Source organism: Kocuria sp. CPCC 205258 (assembly GCF_040981005.1).
Classification (GTDB): domain Bacteria; phylum Actinomycetota; class Actinomycetes; order Actinomycetales; family Micrococcaceae; genus Kocuria; species Kocuria rosea.
In genome coordinates, this window is record NZ_JAVKPS010000003.1 from 1 (window position 1) to 16,761 (window position 16,761).

Genomic DNA, 16,761 nt, shown 5'->3' on the forward strand with positions numbered 1-16,761 from the left:
GCCACCTCGTGGCCGCCGAGGTACTGGATGGCGCACCACAGGGTGGGGGTGGCGTACGGGCGCCCGCCCAGGCCGGGGTTGGCCAGCGCGATGGCCCGCCGCTCCCCGCCGCGGCCCACGGGCACCAGGTCCCCGGCCCGCTCGGCCAGCGGCAGCAGGTTCTTCCACTCCCACACGAACGGCACGGCCGCCGAGGCCGGGGCCTCCGGCATGAGGTCGCCGATCTCCGTCCACAGCGGGACCATGTGGCCCGACTCGAAGTCCTGGTAGAGGGCGTCGAGCTGGGCCTGCTCCTGAGGCGTGGGGGCCGGGACCGTCATCCGGTTGTCGTGACTCATGGGGAGCTCCTCGATGTCGATGGTGAATAGCCGGTGGTCTGATTCGTTCTGTCTGCCGGGCTGTGGCGGACCGGGATTGGGGCGAGGGCGGATGCCTCGGGTGTGGGCCTGGTCTGGCTACACCGCGGGGGAGGACCGGCGCGCGGACGTCATGCGCGGAACGGTCAGGACTGCGAGGATGCCGATCAGCGCGGCGACGGACCAGACCGCGAAGTTGGTGAAGGTGCCCAGCTCGGCGGCAACGAGCACGCCGCCGCCGGCGATGGCCAGCACCGCCCCGATGCGTCCGATGCCCAGGGTGACGCCCAGGGCGGTGGCACGGGTGGCATCGGTAAAGTAGGTGGCGACGAAGCCGTTGACGAGGATCTGGGCGCCGATGGATCCGAAGCCGACGACGGCCACGAGCAGGTACATCGCCCACAGGGGCATGATTCCGGTGGCCATCAGCAGCAATGCGGCTCCGGAGGAGAGGAATGCGAAGGCAGTCACCGGCCGGGGGCCGAACTTGTCGGCCAGACGGGAGGAGATGATCACTCCGAGCACGGCACCGATGTTGACGGTGAGCAGGAAGCTGAGCGAGGAGGTCAGGGAGTAGCCGGCCAGGACGAGCAGCTGCGGCATCCACGTGTTGAGCCCGTAGACGAGGGTCTGGCCGGCGATGCCGGCGAGGCAGAACAGGGCGGTGGCGATCGCCCAGCGGCCGGTGAGGATCGACCGGAGCCGGTTCGGTGCCTTGGGCTGCTCAGTAACGCTGCCTGCCGCGGTGGCGGCCTCTGTCGGGGTGGCGTCCTCGGGGGTCGGCAGGCCGTAGTCGGCGGCCACCTTCGCTGCTTCGGCGTGGCGGCCACGGGCGCGGAGGTAGGCCGGGGACTCGGGAAGCAGGAAGAACAGCAGCGGGACCACCGTGATCAGAGGGAGGCCGCCGATGGCGAGCATGCCGCGGAATCCGATGGCGCTGAGGAGGAGGATCGCCAGCAGTGCGGCCATGATGCCGCCGATGGCGTAGCCGGAGAACATCAGGGCATTGTTGAAGTTGCGCCGGTGCGGTGCGGAGAACTCGACGGTCACAGCGATGGCTGTGGGGATCACGCCGCCCAGGCCCAGGCCGGCCAGGAATCGGAAGAGGCCGAACAGCTCCGGGCTGGGGGCCGAGGCTGTGGCGACCATGAGCAGGGAGAACACCGCGATGCAGGTCAGCAGCACCTTGCGCCGGCCGACGACATCGGTGAGGTAGCCGACCAGGATCGCCCCGACGAACATGCCCGCCAGGGCGTAGCTGCCGTAGGCGCCGGTCTGGACCGGGGTGAGGCCCCATGCCTCGTACTGGAGGAGAGCCGGGACGATGGCACCGTAGACGACGAGGTCGTAGCCGTCGAAGACAATGGCCACGAAGCACAACAGGATCACGACGGCGGCGGACTTCCGAGGACGGGGGGTCCCGTTCTCGAATGCGGCCTCGCGGCCGTTGGCCGCCAGGCCAGTGGGTGAGTCATTCATGGGGTACTCCTTGATGAACGGTGATGCCGCACCGTCGTGGCGAGCACCAAGAGCATATGTAACACTTAAAATGTGAACACACGGTGGGATGTTTCACAAGAGGAAGTCGGCAGTTGTCGAAGAATGCCGCCGAGGAGGAGACGAAATGCGACCCAAGGACCTGGTGATGGATCTCTTCGGGGACTATGTCCGCTACATGGGTGGCAGCATCCGCCTGAGTCAGCTGAGCCAGCTGCTGGAACTGTTCGGGGTGGAGCCGGCCACCACTCGCGTGACCCTGTCGCGGATGCGCAAGGACGGCTGGGTGGCAACAGAGCGGCACGGCAGGGAGATGGACTACTCGGCCACACCCAAGCTCCTGGAGGTCCTGGACGAAGGTCGCGAGCGCATCTTCGCCCCACCGCGATCCCCCTGGGCGGGACAGTGGACCATGGTGCTCTACCAGATTCCCGAGTCCCGCAGGGCAGACCGGGACCACTTGAAGAAGACGTTGTCCTGGGAAGGGTTCGGCCAGCTCAACCCCACCACATGGGTCGCCCCGCGCGACGTGCGAGAGAAGATGTGTGCCGCCCTGGGCTGCGATGCCGACGAGAACATCCACGTCGTGACGATGTCGACCGGCTCCTTGGGCCGGGATCGCGGGCTGGCCCAGCAGTGCTGGGACCTCGAGGATCTGGCAACCGACTACCGGCACTTCATCGATCAATGTGCCGAGTGGACACCGCTCGATCCGAGCGAGCTCACCTCGGAGGAGGCTCTGGTCGCCCGGGTGGAGCTGGTCTCGGCCTATCGGCAGTTTCCTTTCCGCGACCCGCAACTGCCTACAGTCCTCCAGCCGGACAGGTGGCCCGGGGACGAGGCCTATGAGGCGTTCGTCCGCGCACACCAAGCCCTCGCCGGTCCGGCCACCTCCTACGTCTCCTCGGTGCTGACCGAACCGGTCAAGGCATCCGGGACGTCACCCAAGACATTTGCGTGACACTCTTCCGTTGATACGCGAAGTGTTGTTACAGTTGGCGGGAGACCTCGATCACATCGAGACCATCCACACGAGGGAGTGACCCACCATGACGATCCGAGTCGCATGCATCGGCGGAGGACCCGGCGGCCTGTTCTTCTCCACCCTGCTCAAGCGCCAGCTGCCCGAGGCCGAGGTGGTGCTCTTCGAGCGCAACCAGGCCACCGACGCCTTCGGTTTCGGTGTGGTGTTCTCCGACGCCACGCTGCGGCGGATCACCGAGGCCGACCCGGTGCTCAACGACGCCCTGTCCGACCACGGGTGCCACTGGGACGCGATCCAGGTGTGGCTCAAGGATCAGCGGCACGCCTTCTCCGGCAACGGCATGGCCGCCATCCACCGCAAGACCTTGCTGTCTCTGCTCCAGGAGAAGGCTAGGGAGGCGGGGGTGGACCTGCGGTTCGGCACCTTCGTCCCTGATCTGGCGCAGCTGGCCGACTACGACCTGGTGGTCGCCGCCGATGGCGCGAACTCCAACACCCGTCAGCAGATCGGTGAGGAGGTCCTGGGCCACGAGGTGGTCGAGGCGACCGCGAAGTTCATCTGGTTCGGCACCACCTACATGTTCGACGGGCTGACCTTCGTGCACCGGCAGAACGACCACGGCAACTTCGCCGCCCACGCGTACCCCATCAGTGACGAGCTCTCGACCTTCATCGTCGAAGCCGACGAGCAGACCTGGCGCAACGCCGGCCTCGACGAGTTCGACCCGTCCCAGCCCCCCGGGGTCTCGGACATGAAGTCCAAGGACTACCTGGAGAAGCTGTTCGCGCCGGACCTGCAGGGCCACGAAATCGTGGTCAATAACTCCCGCTGGGGCAACTTCCGCACCCGCCGCACCGCCCACTGGTACCACGACAACGTGGTCTTCATCGGTGACGCCCTGCACACCGCGCACTTCTCCGTGGGCTCGGGCACCAAGATGGCGATGGAGGACTCGATCGTTCTGGCCCGCGAGGTCGCCGCCCACCCGCAGGACCTGCCCACCGCCCTGGCCAACTACGAGGCCGAGCGCAAGCCCGAGGTCGCCAAGGTCCAGGACGCTGCCCGTCCCTCGCTGAGCTGGTGGGAACACTTCGGCCGCTACCACAACGCCTTCGACCCGCTCCAGTTCACCTTCCACTTCTTCTCCCGATCCATTCCCCGGGAGAAGATCCGCCAGCGCGACCCAGAGCTGGTGGCCGCGGTGGAGCAGGAGTGGCTGCGCCGTCACGGGACCGACCCGCTGCGCACCCCGGTCGTCGTGGACGGGACCGAGTTCTCCGGTCGCCTGCTGTCCGCCGTGGACGATGGGCTGACCGACGGCACCACCACCTTCTCACTGGACGCCCCGGCCCTCACCGTTCTCGAGGCTCCCGCCGACGAGACCGGTCTGGCCGAGGTGTTCGCGCAGGTGCCGGCTTCCGGCACCGTTCTCGTGCGCGGCGGCACCGCTCTGACCCGCCGCCTGGTCTCGGAGGAGGCACGGCTGGGCCGAGGTCTGACCGCGATCCTGTTCGAGGACGCCACCGAGGACGCGGCGGCCACCGCGGTCCTCTCGGGCAGGGCCGACGCCGTGGCCGTCGGCACCGGCGTGGCCTCCCAGGGCTCCGACGCCGTGACCGCCGGAGGTGCCCGATGACCAGCTCCCTCGACATCAGTCCGACCCAGTCCGTCACCGGCCTGGAGGCGCTCTTCGCTCCGCGCGCCGTCGCGGTCGTGGGTGCTTCATCCACCCCGGGCAAGCTCGGGGCCGTGATGGCCCAGGCCGTCGCCTCCTACGATGCGCCGATCGCGCTGGTGAATCCCCGGGGTGAGGACATGCACCCCTCCATCGGAGCCGCCGCTGACGCACTGGACAGCCCGATCGACCTAGCCATCCTGTGCGTGCCGGCCTCCGTCACCGCTGAGACCCTGCGCGCCGCCGCAGCCGCCGGAGTACAAGCAGCTCTGGTCTGCGCCGGCGGCTTCGCCGAGGCCGGAGGCCCCGGGGTGCAGTACCAGCAGGGCGTCATCGACGCTGTCCGCGAGACCGGCATCCGCGTGCTGGGCCCCAACACCTCCGGGTTCTTCGCTCCGCACCGCGGCCTGCGCGCCAGCTTCGTGCCCGGGGTCTCAGCCATCAGCCCTGGACCCGTCGGAGTGATCTCCTCCAGCGGCGGGGTCAACCACGCCGTGTCCTTCCGCCTCCAGCAGGCCGGTGTCGGGGTGAGTCTGGGGGTGGGCCTGGGTGCCGGCATCGACGTCACCGCCCCGGACGTGATCGACCATCTCGCCGCCGACCCGCACACCACCGCCATCGCCCTGCACATCGAAACGGTCACCGACGGACCGCGCATGATGGATGCCATCCGACGAGCCACCAGGGTCAAGCCGGTCGTCGCCCTGGTCATCGGGCAGAACGACGTCGCCGAGTTCGCCCAGTCCCACACCGGGGCACTGGCCACCTCCTGGCGCACCAGCCGCTCGATCCTGCGCCAGTCCGGGGCGGTGCTCGTCAACGACGAGACCGAGCTGGTCGACGCCGTCACCGCACTGGCCCGCACCCGCATCCCCGCTCACCCTGCACCCGGGATCGGTCTGATCACCGGCCAGGCCGGGCCCGGGCTCATCATCGCGGACCAGCTGGCCGGCGCGGCCGTGGCCGTGCCGCGCCTGTCGGAAGCCACGACCGCGACCCTGTCGACACTGCTGCCGCCGCTCACCTTCCAGGGCAACCCCGTGGACACCGGCCGACCCGGCCCCGAGTTCCCGGACGTGGTGCGCGCCGTGGCGGAGGACCCGGCCATCCAGGCCGTGGGCCTGTACGGAATCCTCGAACCCGTCGTGGACCTGCCCGCCGCTGTGACCGCGGCCGGCATCGAGAGCACCCCGGCGCTCATCGCGGTCGACGGGCCGGCACCGGAGGTGGCCTCCGTCGTGGCCGACGGCGCCCAGCGGAACCTGCCCGTCGTGACCGGACCCACCGCCCTGGCTCGCGGACTCACCGCACTGGTCCGCGACGCCCAGGCACAGCACGGACTGGGCCACCCGCTCGTGGCAGCACCGGCCATCGAGACCGGCGACGGCCCGTGGGACGAAGCGGAGGCCAAGGACCTCTTCGAGGCCGCCGGCATCCCGGTGCCCACTCGGGCCCGAGCCACCACCCACGAGGCGGCCCGCACCGCTTTCGCCGACCTGAACAAGCCTGTGGCGGTCAAACTGGTGGACGCCGCGGTGCTGCACAAGACCGAGATCGGCGGTGTGCACCTCGGCATCGCTACCGAGTCTCAGCTCGACGAGGCACTGGCCGCACTGGACCGGGCCGGGGCCAAGGAGTACCTCCTGGAGGAGATGGCGTCCTCCGGCATCGACCTGGTGGTCGGCGCCCGCCGCGATCCCGTCTTCGGGCCGGTCGTGCTGCTCGGACTGGGAGGCACTGCAGCCGAGGCCCTGGCCGACGTGGCTCTGCGCGCCGCACCGATGACCGAGGGCGCCACCGAGTCGATGATCGAGGAGCTGGCCGGCAAGGCCCTGCTGCGCGGCTGGCGCGGCGGACCGGCCGTCGACACCGGGCAACTCGCGCGCATTCTGGCCACACTGGGCGCCACCCTGACTGCCGACACCGGCATCAGCGAGATCGAGATCAACCCCTTGCGACTCACCGGCTCCGGGCTCATCGCCCTGGACGCCGTAATCGTCGCCAACGGCACTTCGGTCGAGGAGGACTGAAACACATGGTCAAGCACACCAGCGAGGGCACCGTTCCCTGGCCCGCCGAGTACGCCGAGCTCTACCGCACCAAGGGATACTGGGAGGACAAGCCTCTGGGCGCCCACTTCCAGGAGGCCGCCCGGGCGTTCCCCGACCGAATCGCCGTCGTCGACGCGGCCGACGGTACGCGAATGACCTATGCCGAACTCGTCGGCCGGGCCGACGCCGCCGCAGAGCGACTCCTGCGGCTGGGCCTCGAGCGTGACGACCGCGTGCTCGTGGTGCTGCCCAACGGCTGGCAGTTCATGGTCTTCACCTTGGCCTGCTTCCGTGCCGGGATCATCCCGGTCATGGCGCTGCCTGCCCACCGGCAGTACGAACTGAAGTTCCTGGGCAAGCTCGCCGAGGCCCGCGCGATCGTGGCCGCCGACGAGGTCAAGGGCTTCGACTACCAGCAGCTCGCCGCTGAGCTGCGCCCAGAGATTCCCACCCTGGAGTGGACCCTCGTCTCGGGGACGCCCCAGGACGGCAATCTGTCCTTGGAGGACATCCTCCGCCCGGGCGATGATCCCGACGGCGCCCGCGCACGCCTGGACGCCTCCGCCCCGGCCGGTACGGACCCGGCCCTGTTCCTGCTCTCGGGCGGGACGACAGGTCTGCCCAAACTCATCACGCGCACCCACAACGACTACGCCTACAACATCAAGGCGTGCGCCGCGGTGGCCGGTCTGACGGCGGACTCTGTCTACCTGGTGTCCATGCCCGTCAGCCACAACTTCCCGCTGGCCTGCCCCGGTGTCCTCGGTGCCCTCTTCCTGGGCGCCCGCGCCGTGACGCTGCCGTCCCCGAACCCTGCCAAGGCGTTCCCCGTGATCGCGGCCGAATCCGTGACAATCACCGCGGTGGTGCCGGCGGTGGCGCAGAAATGGATCGAGTACCGAGAGGAACACCCCACCGACCAGCTCACATCCCTGGAAGTGTTGCAGGTCGGCGGTTCCCGGATGCCCGACGAGGTCGCCCGCAAGGTCAAACCGGTCCTGGGCTGCACCCTGCAGCAGGTCTTCGGCATGGCCGAGGGCCTGATCAACATGACTCGGCTGGACGATCCGGAGGAGGTCATCTGCACCACCCAGGGCCGGCCCGTCTCCGAGGCCGACGAGGTCCGCATCGTCGACCTGGTGGTCGACGAGGAGCTGCCCGATGGCACCCCCGGGTCCATCCTTACCCGCGGGCCCTACACCCCACGTGGCTACTACGCCGCCCCGGAGGCCAACACCAAGTCCTTCGAGGACGGCGGCTGGTACGCCTCCGGTGACATCGTCGAACGCCGCCCCGACGGCAACCTGATCGTGCAGGGACGGGACAAGGACATGATCAACCGCGGCGGGGAGAAGGTCTCGGCCGAGGAGATCGAGTCTCTCGTCTACCAGATCCCGGGTCTGAGCATCGTCGCCGCGGTCTCCATGCCGGACCCGGTGCTGGGGGAGAAGGTCTGCCTCTACGCCGAGATGGCCGGCGGAAAGCCGCTGACTCTCGAACAGGTCCAGGCCCACCTGAAGTCAGCCGGTGTCGCCGCGTACAAGATCCCCGAGAAGGTCGTCGTCGTGGATCAGATCCCCACCACCAAGGTCGGCAAGATCGACAAGAAGGCCCTGCGTGCCGACATCGCCGAACGGATACAGCTCGAGGTGTGATCCGTCCCGAGTGCCGAGCCGCCGCATGACCGCGGCGGCTCGGCACTCCCGTGCACGGTGCGGGCACGGCTCGCCGGTCCGCCGTCGCACGGACTGCCTCCCGGAATCTGGCACCGAAGCCCCCGGCTGATGGGCCCGCACTGAGCGGCCCGGACCCGCCTCGAGAAAGGACGGCTCACACCCATGGCGATGATCGCCGTCTCCATGCGGGCCCGTCCGGGCCACGAGGACACGCTCCGCGACAGGGCCGGCGCGCTCTGCGACGCCGCCGGCACCTTTCCGGGCTATCTCGACGCCCACCTCACCCGAGAGGATCAGGAGGGCCACCAGCTGCTGGTCGTCCTGACCTTCGACAGCACTGAGCACCTCCTGGAGTGGGAGCGCAGCGACGAGCGGCACCACCTCCTCGATCAGTGCCGGGACTCCATGCTCGTGCCGAGCAGCCGCTTGTCCGCCGCCGATCTGAACAGCGCGCTGCTGGGAGCGCGTCCCGGCGAACCGGTCTCGCCCCCGTCACGATGGAGGACCATAGTGTGGGTGTGGATCACGCTCTTCCCGACCTCCACCATTCTGGGCTACCTCCTGGTGCCTCAGCTCGAGCCGCTCCCGCTTCCCGTGCGCACCCTGATCACCACCTTCGTCACAGTCCCGTTCCTCATCCTGATCGCCATACCTGCCGCTCAGCGTCTCCGCGACTGGCTGCTGGGCCCGTTCCGGATTGCTCATCGATGAACACGGCCGTACGGATGCACGTGTGACCTTGCGCTCCGCGGAGGAGAAAACACTGACCGGCAATCCGGTCCGCACCCCACCACGCGGGCCGGGCCGGGCGCCGTCGTCGCGGACGACCGCACGACGATGGGCGCACCCCGCCACGGCGGAGAGCGCCCATCGTCGTGGCCCCGAGGTCGGGTCAGTCGGCGAAACTCACGATCGGCTTGATGACGGATCCGCTCTCCGAGTCCTCGAACCCCTGATTGATGTCGGACAGGGCGTAGTGCCGGACGAGCTTGTCGAAAGGGAACCGGCCCTGCCTCCACAGCTTCACGAGACGGGGGTTGAACACCTGTGGCACGGAACTCTCCGCACATCGTCGCGCCGTCGGTTCATTGCCTGCTCTGCTGACCAGGCGTTTCCCCAGCTTTTCGGATGCTTCGAGCATTGAGGGTACGTGCCGGTCGAGGTCTTCGCGCATGGAGTAACTGACGATCCCGATGGCCGCTTTGAGGACTTGTCCCGCGGCCGTGGTTGGTGAAGCGGCGGATCCGAGTGGGCTTCTACCACTTGCGGATGAGCTCGACCCGGCCCTTTGGACGGCCGTAGGGGTCGAGCAGCGTGTCCCTTCTGGGCCTCCCTGTCCCCGATGTCTCACGACGTCAATGGCCTCATGAAGACGTGTAGCAAGAATGGCTCGAGGGACTTGTTGATACACGGGATACCTTGTCAGCTGGATCATTCCCCTGGGAAACACCCTATGAAACGGAATGCAGGCCTCCCATGTTGAGGGGGAGGCCTGCATCTACCTGGAGGCTCTTTAGCGAGCCTGCTAGCCGAAGGGCAGTGTCATCTCACTGGTCTCACCTGATGTCGGCGACTACTCGGAATCCGATGTTGCCGGAGGTGGATTCCGGGGTGTTGGAGTTGCGGGCCGCGACCCTGTAGCGATTGCAGTAGGAATCGTGGCACAAGTAGGACCCACCGCGCAGCACACGCCGGGTGCCGGATGCCGGACCGTGAGGATCATTGAGTGGGGTCTGGGAATAGTAGTCCGCCTCGAACCAGTCCCGGCACCATTCCCAGACGTTGCCGGCCATCTGCCACAGCCCGTACCCGTTGGGTCGATAGGTCTTCACCGGTGCGGTGATCAGATATCCGTCATCGTCGGAGTTCTCATGCGGGAACCGGCCCTGCCAGATGTTGCAGTTCCACGTTCCGTCCGGGGTCAGATCATCTCCCCACGCCAGGCGTTTTCCCTGCAGGCCGCCTCGGGCGGCGTACTCCCATTGGGCCTCGGTGGGAAGACGGGTGCCGGCCCATTGGCAGTAGGCGGTTGCGTCGTCCCAGGAGACGTGGACGACCGGGTGGTCCTCCAGTCCGGTCAGATCAGATGCCCGTCCGTGGGGGTGTTGCCAGTCGGCTCCTTTTACGGCCAGCCACCAAGGGACACCGGCGGCCTGGTTAAGGATGTCGGTGCGTTGCGCCTGGAAGGCGGCGTAGAAGACGGCCGAGATACCAAACCGTTCGGCGGTGGTCCGGTAGCCGGTGGCCTGCACGAACTCCTCGAACTGGGCGTTGGTGACCGTTGTGCTCTGCATACGGAAACCCTCCAGAGCGACCTGGTGGACGGGGGTCTCCCCATCCTTCGGGTGGCCCTCATTGTGGTGGTCTCCCATGGCGAAGCTGCCGGCGGGGATGTCGGCGAACTCACCTGGTGCTTGCTGCCGGATGGCCCTGCCCGACAGGGTGGGCTGAGGATGGATGGAGCTGGTTGTTGTGACCGAGCCGGATGAGGAGAGGTCATCACCTGACGGCGAGCAGCAGTTACCCATTGGTGGCGGTCTCCGAAGCATTCTTTTCAACCGCCCAATCCATGACGTACCACTTGTCAGCTGCAGCAGGCGCGTTTTTGTTGACGGCTTCAAAGTCGACGACGGCGACACCGTTCTCTTCGGCGTACTGGTCCCACTTCCTGCTCAGATCGTCAAGGACGTCCGGGCGTTCGGATGCGAGGTTCGTGGTCTCGCCCGGATCGTCTGCCAGGTTGTAGAGCGAGTACTCACCCGTGCCACCCATGGGTGCAGGGGCGAATACCAGCTTCCAGTCACCGGAACGGTAGGCGCGGTGTCCGAAGTGCTCCCAGCCGAATTCATCGTCTCCGATGGTTTCCGCGGTGCCCTCCAGCAGCGGGCGGGCGGAATCACCGAGGAGGTTGCCGGCCGAGGCGAGATCCGCCCCGGCGTACTCGGCGAAGGTGGGGTAGAGATCGGTGATATGGGCGAACGTATCGACAACCCGTCCACCAGCATCCCCGTTGGTTCCCGGGGCCTTGACAATCGCCGGCACCCGGGTGCCACCCTCGAACAGGGTGTTCTTGGCCTGGAAGTAGGGTCCGGAGGAAACTTGAGCCCAGGGGAGACCGATGGACGCGAAGGATCCCTGCTGACCGTATGCCTCCATGTCCCCCATCAGTGGGTAAGCCCGGTCGTGCCAGCCTTCTTCAGTGCTGAATCCGAGGTAGTTGGCCTGGGTACTGGCGGCTGCGCCGTTGTCGCTGACCACCGCGATGAGCGTGTTGTCGTACTCGCCGCTGTCCTTGAGGTGGTCAATGACCCGGCCAATTTGTTCATCTGCCTCATGAATGACCGCTGCGTAGGTGGCCATGCGGTAGGCCAGATCCTGCTGCTGGAGGGGAGTCAGGGACTCCCATTCAGGTGTGCGATCCAGCCACCGGGTTTCCATGCCTTCGTCGATGAGATCGAGTTCAGCCATCCGTTGGATACGTTCGGTTCGAATTTCTACGAAGTCCTTATCCATGTACTCGTCTAGGTACTGCTCGATGAGTTCTTCGTTTTCCACATGCAGGGGATCATGAGGAGCGGTGTAAGCGAGGTAGCTGAAGAACGGCTGGTCAGCTTCCACGCTCTGATCGACCATCTGAAGCATTTCATCGGTATAGGAACGCGTGGAGAAGAAATCGTCCGGCAGCTCGTCGACCCGTTCGCCGTTGCGCTCATGGATGACGGTATCTACCGGCTCCACCGGCCTGTCAAAGAGGCGGTGTCCGTCGGAGAAGTAGGAGGCGCCGGCATCGTAGAGGGTGAAATTCTGGTCGAAGCCGAGGTCCTGGGGGGTCTGGCCTTCTTCCCCTCCTAGGTGCCACTTGCCCACCTGGTAGGTGTCGTACCCGGTGTCGCCCAGCAGCTCGGCGATGCCGGTGAAATCACCCTCCAGACTGCCCTTGTAACCAGGGGTCGTCTCAGGCACTCCTGGCGGGGTCAGACCCTCCATGGAGCCCAAACCGACTCGGTGCCGGTCCTGGCCGGTCATGAGCTCTGCACGCGTGGGAGCACACAGGGGAGAGGCATGGAAATCGGTGAACTGAGTGCTCTCCTTGGTCAGGGCATCCAGGTGCGGTGTGTCAATTTCGCTACCATATGCGCCCAGGTCGCTATACCCCAGATCATCCAAGAGGATCATCATGATGTTCGGCTGTTCCTGCCCGTGTGCAGCAGGCGTGATCTCCTGTCCGGCGGATTCTGAGGACATTCCGCAACCGGTCAGGCTGGATGCAAGGAGTACGGAGCCCCCTACCGACAGGATCGGCCAAGCCAGCCGGCCAGGGTGAGGTGTAGGAAAAGAGTTCATGAGCTTTCAACTTTCAACAGCGCGGAAAGAGGGGCAGCGAAAGGCGACCGGACCCACCTGGGAAGGGGTAGGTGCTCGCCGATTCATGAGAGAGGTGGAGGAGTTCTACCGGTCGAGCACGACGAGGAGCTTGGCACTCAGCTGGACAGCTTCACGATCGGCTTGATCACGGATCCGTTCTCCGAGTCCTCGAAACCCCGATTGATGTCGGACAGGGCGTAGTGCCGGACGAGCTTGTCGAAGGGGAACCGGCCCTGCTTCCACAGCTCCACGAGGCGGGGGATGAACACCTGGGGCACGGAACTTCCCTGCACCACCGTCTTGAAGGTCCATCCCTTGACCAGAGAACCACCGATCTCGAAGGGTACCTCCGTGCCCGGGGCGGCGGCACCGACGAGTACCAGGGTGCCGCGGATCCCCAATGAATCCGCCGCCTGTCGGAGGACTGCCGGCACCGCGGTGGTGTCCACGGCGTAGTTCACGCCCTGCCCGTCGGTGATGCGGCGCAGTTCCTCTACAGCATCGGTCGTCCGGCCGTTGATGGTGTGGGTCGCTCCGAGGTCGGTAGCCAGCTCCAAGCGGGAGTCATGCAGGTCCACGGCGACGATCGTCGTACACCCGGCGACCTTGGCGGCCATGATGGCCGCCGAACCCACCGCACCGGTGCCGAACACCACAAAAGACGTCCCCGGTTCGGGCCGGAGCTCGTTGAGCACCGCCCCCGCGCCGGTCTGGAGGCCGCACCCGAGCGGGCCCATGAGCTCCAGCGGGACCTCTCGGTCGATGACGACCACGCTCTCCTGGACCACGTTCGCGTAGGTGGAGAACGAGGACTGGCCGAAAAAGTGCGAGGAGATGCGTTCCCCGTCCTTGGACAGGGCGGTCGATCCGTCGCGGCGGTGACCGCCGAAGTCCTCGGCGAAGAGGTTCTCGCAATAGGCCATGCGCCCGGCCCGGCACTGTCGGCACGTGCCGCAGTACGCGGCCGAGAGCACCACGTGGTCACCGACCTCGACGGCGGCGACCTCGTTGCCCACGGCCTCGACGACACCGGCACCCTCGTGACCGAGCACAGCCGGCAGGGGAGTGGGGTACACCCCGTCGCGCACGATCGCATCCGTGTGGCAGATACCGGTGGCCACCAGGCGCACGCGCACTTCGTTCGCCTGCAGATCATCGAGCTGCAGCTCTTCGATGGCGAGCGGCTCGCCCAGAGTGCGGGCCACTGCTGCTGTGACTGTTGTCGTCATGGACTTCATCCTTTTTTCGGGACACCTGTGTGGACGCTCTGTGGGCGACTACGACCTCCCGCGGTGGGTCCGTCGATCACCGGGGTCGATGTCCGATGTGGCCCGCCGCCTGTCGACGCTGTACCGACCGTCTCGATGCCGCGGTGCGGGACAACACCGTCAACAGGGATGGCGACGTAGTCGATGCCCCATTGTGGTGACGTGCTTCACAATGTGTCAAGAGTAAGACGTCCGTCATAAATCTGAGTCAAACAGCGCCCGGGGCATTCTGTGTCCCGACGGGCCCGAGGAGGGTGTCGACATGACCCTCGGCGCTCGTGCGAAGGGCGTCCCGCGCCTCCAGGAAGAGTTCGTGCGCTTCACATCCCATCCACCGGGCGGGCAGGAGGTCGGTCGGCAGGTCGGGGTCACGGAACGGGAACTTCCGGTAGTCCTGGATGAGGCGAGTGCGCTCCACCAGCGCTTCCCGGGCCGGCATGCGGCCGGACCGGAACCGGGGCATCAGCTGGCGATACCGTTCCACGAACTCCACATAGTCGTGGTTGAGTTCCGTGAGATCCCAGCAGCGCTGAGCCATGTCGCGGTCATAGGTCAGTCCCTTGGATTGGGCGCGCAGCAGATCAAGGCGTACAGCCGGAATGCCGGCGAACTTCTCCTCGACCGTGGTCAACCGGTCGTGCGGGCAGATCCAGGTGGAGGCAGCCAGTGCGCCGAAGCCCAGCCAGGACAGCTCCTTGCGCAACTGCTCGCGCAGGGCCCGTTCGGGTTCGGGGACGTAGTAGATGACCATGTGCCACATGCCGCCCCACTCGCTCTCCGCGCGCGTGAAGATCCGTTCCCGCCCCTCGTCCAGGATCCGCCAGCTCTTCTCGGTAAGGGAGTAGATGACGCCCCGGCCGCTCGGATCCGGTTCGGTGCTGAACCACCCCTCCTTGCGCAACCGGGTCAGTGTGACCCGGGCTGTGCTCTCCCCGACGCCGAAGCACTCCAGCAGCGCGGTCAGGTCCCGCAACCGGGCACTTCCTCCCCGGTAGCGCAGGTAGTCTCCGAAGAGGTCGATGACGATCCCACGTGGTTTCACGACGGTCCTTCCTGTCGGTCCGGGTCCGGCACGGCCCACCGGTCGACTCTCGTAATTGTGATTCATCCTATTGACGTGCGTCGCACAATCGTATTGACTGTGTGATACACGGCACAGCCGTCACCCAGGTCAGACGACGGGCTCCGCCACGACGTCCCCATAAGGTCCCAAGGCCGGAGCCGCGGCGACTGCACGGCACGGTCACAGCGGGTCAGCACTGCATCAGGCACCCGGAACAGACTCGCCGGCGCCACTGCGACACTGCAGGCCGACCCCGCGCCGACGACCACTCCACCTTCCCACGCAGGAGGAAATCACCATGACCATCACTCCCACCAAGACTCTGCAGATCGGTCACCTGATCAACGGCGAGATGACCAGCGGCGACAACTTCCGGGACCACCGAGATCCGGGGCGGCTCACCGAGGTGGTGGCCCGTCTGGCGGTGGGCACCCCGGCCGACGTGGATCGTGCCGTGGAGGCCGCCCATCAGGCGTATCTGTCCTGGCGCACCGTGGCCCCGGCGGAGCGGGCGGGCAAGCTGCTCGAGGCCGCCGAGGTGCTCTCGGGGTCCGCGGAGGAGCTCGCGCCGCTGCTGGTGCGCGAGCACGGCGGGGTGCTGTGGGAGGCCCAGACCGATTTCGCCCTGGGTGCCGGGGTGCTGCAGCACACCGCGAGCCTGACCGAGCAGTTCTTCGTCCCGGTCGAGTACGACGACGAGACCAGCTTCATCCGGATCGAGAAGATGGCCCGCGGTGTCGTGGCGGCCATCGTGCCGTGGAACATGCCGATCGTGCTGACCATGATGAAGCTCGCCCCGGCGCTGGCCACCGGCAACACCTTGGTGCTCAAGCCTTCACCGTTCGCCTCGGCCGCCCTGACGCTGGCGCTGCAGCGGATGGCCGAGAAGTTCCCGGCCGGGGTGATCAACGTCGTCCACGGTGACGGTGACGTCGGCCAGGCGCTGACCTCCCACCGGCTGGTGCGCAAGATCGGTTTCACCGGCGGCACCGAGACGGCCAAGCACGTGGTGAAGGCCGCCGCCGACACGATCAAGAACGTCACCCTGGAACTCGGTGGCAACGATCCGGCGATCGTGCTCGACGACGCCGATATCGAGGCGACCCTGGACCGGATGCTCGCCGGCATCTTCACCCGATCCGGTCAGATCTGCTTCGCCGTCAAGCGCATCTACGTGCCGCGAGAGATGCACGACCGTTTCGTCGAGGCCATGATCGCCCGCGTGCAGGATTACGTCGTGGGGCACGGGCTGACCGAAGGCGTGAACTTCGGGCCGCTGGCCACGCAGGCGCAGTACGAGAAGGTGCGCGGGTTCATCGAGTCCACCCGGGCCACCGGGGCCGAGGTGGTCGAGCTCGGGCGCCTGGCGGAGGGACTGGACGCCGCGGACGGCTACTACGTGCTGCCGCACATCGTGGCCGACGTGGAGCACGGCTCGGAGATCGCCGGTTGCGAGCAGTTCGGGACGATCATCCCGGTCACCGCCTATGACGACGAGGAACAGGTCATCGCCTGGGCCAACGACAGCGAGTACGGGCTCGGGTCCTCGGTCTGGACCTCCGACCCCGAGCGCGGTCTGGCCATGGCCTCCCGCATCGAGGCCGGCAGCACCTTCATCAACACCCACTCCTTCGAGTCCCTGGACCTGCGGATGCCCTTCGGCGGGATCAAGCAGTCGGGCCTCGGCCGGGAGTTCGGCGAGGCCGGGCTGGCCGCCTACGCCGAGGACCACGCCATCCGCCTCCTCAAGTAGGGAGCTGAGCTACAAGCTCAGGGCCGCGCCGTCGGCCGATTCCCGATCGTGCAGCAGCCCCGATCTCGTCGG

Annotated in this window: 12 protein-coding genes and 1 pseudogene; 6 read left to right on the forward strand and 7 right to left on the reverse strand. The window is 66.9% G+C overall.

The genetic code is table 11. The annotated features are described in order from the left end of the window. Together RF644_RS05895 and RF644_RS05900 are read right to left on the reverse strand one after the other, a co-directional pair. Window positions 1–338, reverse strand: a pseudogene (locus tag RF644_RS05895) (cupin); the annotation flags it as partial. Window positions 339–455: 117 nt separating this feature from the next. Continuing rightward, window positions 456–1,835, reverse strand: coding sequence for an MFS transporter (locus tag RF644_RS05900; protein WP_368795811.1), 1,380 nt, complete (start codon window positions 1,833–1,835; stop codon window positions 456–458). Between the two features lie 145 nt (window positions 1,836–1,980). Here RF644_RS05900 and RF644_RS05905 point away from each other — a divergent pair, with 145 nt between their 5' ends. From RF644_RS05905 to RF644_RS05925, 5 genes are all read left to right on the forward strand, one after another. Then, window positions 1,981–2,814, forward strand: a complete 834-nt coding sequence (locus RF644_RS05905) for a PaaX family transcriptional regulator C-terminal domain-containing protein (protein ID WP_368795812.1) — start codon at window positions 1,981–1,983, stop codon at window positions 2,812–2,814. Between the two features lie 88 nt (window positions 2,815–2,902). Then, complete coding sequence (locus RF644_RS05910) at window positions 2,903–4,474, forward strand: FAD-dependent monooxygenase (RefSeq protein WP_368795813.1); 1,572 nt, start codon at window positions 2,903–2,905, stop codon at window positions 4,472–4,474. Then, window positions 4,471–6,543, forward strand: a complete 2,073-nt coding sequence (locus RF644_RS05915) for an acetate--CoA ligase family protein (protein WP_368795814.1) — start codon at window positions 4,471–4,473, stop codon at window positions 6,541–6,543. Before RF644_RS05910 ends, RF644_RS05915 begins: the two co-directional genes overlap by 4 nt. Window positions 6,544–6,548: 5 nt before the next feature. After that, window positions 6,549–8,219, forward strand: coding sequence for a (2,3-dihydroxybenzoyl)adenylate synthase (locus RF644_RS05920; protein ID WP_368795815.1), 1,671 nt, complete (start codon window positions 6,549–6,551; stop codon window positions 8,217–8,219). A 183-nt stretch (window positions 8,220–8,402) separates the two neighbouring features. Then, window positions 8,403–8,951 (forward strand): antibiotic biosynthesis monooxygenase, encoded by a 549-nt coding sequence (locus RF644_RS05925; RefSeq protein WP_133410751.1) that lies wholly within the window; start codon window positions 8,403–8,405, stop codon window positions 8,949–8,951. 181 nt (window positions 8,952–9,132) lie between these two features. Here RF644_RS05925 and RF644_RS05930 read toward each other — a convergent pair whose 3' ends face one another. The 5 genes from RF644_RS05930 to RF644_RS05950 form a co-directional block, all read right to left on the reverse strand. After that, a complete protein-coding gene (locus RF644_RS05930; RefSeq protein WP_206064055.1) occupies window positions 9,133–9,294 on the reverse strand; it encodes a hypothetical protein in 162 nt (53 codons plus the stop codon). A gap of 502 nt (window positions 9,295–9,796) precedes the next feature. After that, on the reverse strand, window positions 9,797–10,789 hold the full coding sequence (locus RF644_RS05935) for a formylglycine-generating enzyme family protein (RefSeq protein ID WP_368796161.1): 993 nt from the start codon (window positions 10,787–10,789) through the stop codon (window positions 9,797–9,799). Beyond that, on the reverse strand, window positions 10,761–12,419 hold the full coding sequence (locus tag RF644_RS05940; protein ID WP_206064054.1) for a sulfatase-like hydrolase/transferase: 1,659 nt from the start codon (window positions 12,417–12,419) through the stop codon (window positions 10,761–10,763). The genes RF644_RS05935 and RF644_RS05940 overlap by 29 nt, the downstream gene beginning before the upstream one ends. Window positions 12,420–12,721: 302 nt before the next feature. After that, a complete protein-coding gene (locus RF644_RS05945; RefSeq protein WP_368795816.1) occupies window positions 12,722–13,834 on the reverse strand; it encodes an NAD(P)-dependent alcohol dehydrogenase in 1,113 nt (370 codons plus the stop codon). A 247-nt stretch (window positions 13,835–14,081) separates the two neighbouring features. Continuing rightward, on the reverse strand, window positions 14,082–14,915 hold the full coding sequence (locus RF644_RS05950; RefSeq protein WP_368795817.1) for a PaaX family transcriptional regulator C-terminal domain-containing protein: 834 nt from the start codon (window positions 14,913–14,915) through the stop codon (window positions 14,082–14,084). Window positions 14,916–15,234: 319 nt separating this feature from the next. Between RF644_RS05950 and RF644_RS05955 the strand changes: the two genes are divergently transcribed. Continuing rightward, window positions 15,235–16,689 carry an aldehyde dehydrogenase family protein gene (locus RF644_RS05955; RefSeq protein ID WP_368795818.1) on the forward strand — a complete coding sequence of 485 codons (1,455 nt, stop codon included), beginning with the start codon at window positions 15,235–15,237 and terminating at the stop codon, window positions 16,687–16,689. The last annotated feature ends 72 nt before the right edge of the window (window positions 16,690–16,761 follow it).

Excerpts from the sequence above, each read along its gene's own strand:
- RF644_RS05900 (WP_368795811.1), bottom strand. The coding sequence starts at position 1,835 with ATGAATGACTCACCCACTGGCCTGGCGGCCAACGGCCGCGAGGCCGCA.
- RF644_RS05905 (WP_368795812.1), top strand. The coding sequence starts at position 1,981 with ATGCGACCCAAGGACCTGGTGATGGATCTCTTCGGGGACTATGTCCGC.
- RF644_RS05910 (WP_368795813.1), top strand. The coding sequence starts at position 2,903 with ATGACGATCCGAGTCGCATGCATCGGCGGAGGACCCGGCGGCCTGTTC.
- RF644_RS05915 (WP_368795814.1), top strand. The coding sequence starts at position 4,471 with ATGACCAGCTCCCTCGACATCAGTCCGACCCAGTCCGTCACCGGCCTG.
- RF644_RS05920 (WP_368795815.1), top strand. The coding sequence starts at position 6,549 with ATGGTCAAGCACACCAGCGAGGGCACCGTTCCCTGGCCCGCCGAGTAC.
- RF644_RS05925 (WP_133410751.1), top strand. The coding sequence starts at position 8,403 with ATGGCGATGATCGCCGTCTCCATGCGGGCCCGTCCGGGCCACGAGGAC.
- RF644_RS05935 (WP_368796161.1), bottom strand. The coding sequence starts at position 10,789 with ATGCTTCGGAGACCGCCACCAATGGGTAACTGCTGCTCGCCGTCAGGT.
- RF644_RS05940 (WP_206064054.1), bottom strand. The coding sequence starts at position 12,419 with ATGATGATCCTCTTGGATGATCTGGGGTATAGCGACCTGGGCGCATAT.
- RF644_RS05945 (WP_368795816.1), bottom strand. The coding sequence starts at position 13,834 with ATGACGACAACAGTCACAGCAGCAGTGGCCCGCACTCTGGGCGAGCCG.
- RF644_RS05955 (WP_368795818.1), top strand. The coding sequence starts at position 15,235 with ATGACCATCACTCCCACCAAGACTCTGCAGATCGGTCACCTGATCAAC.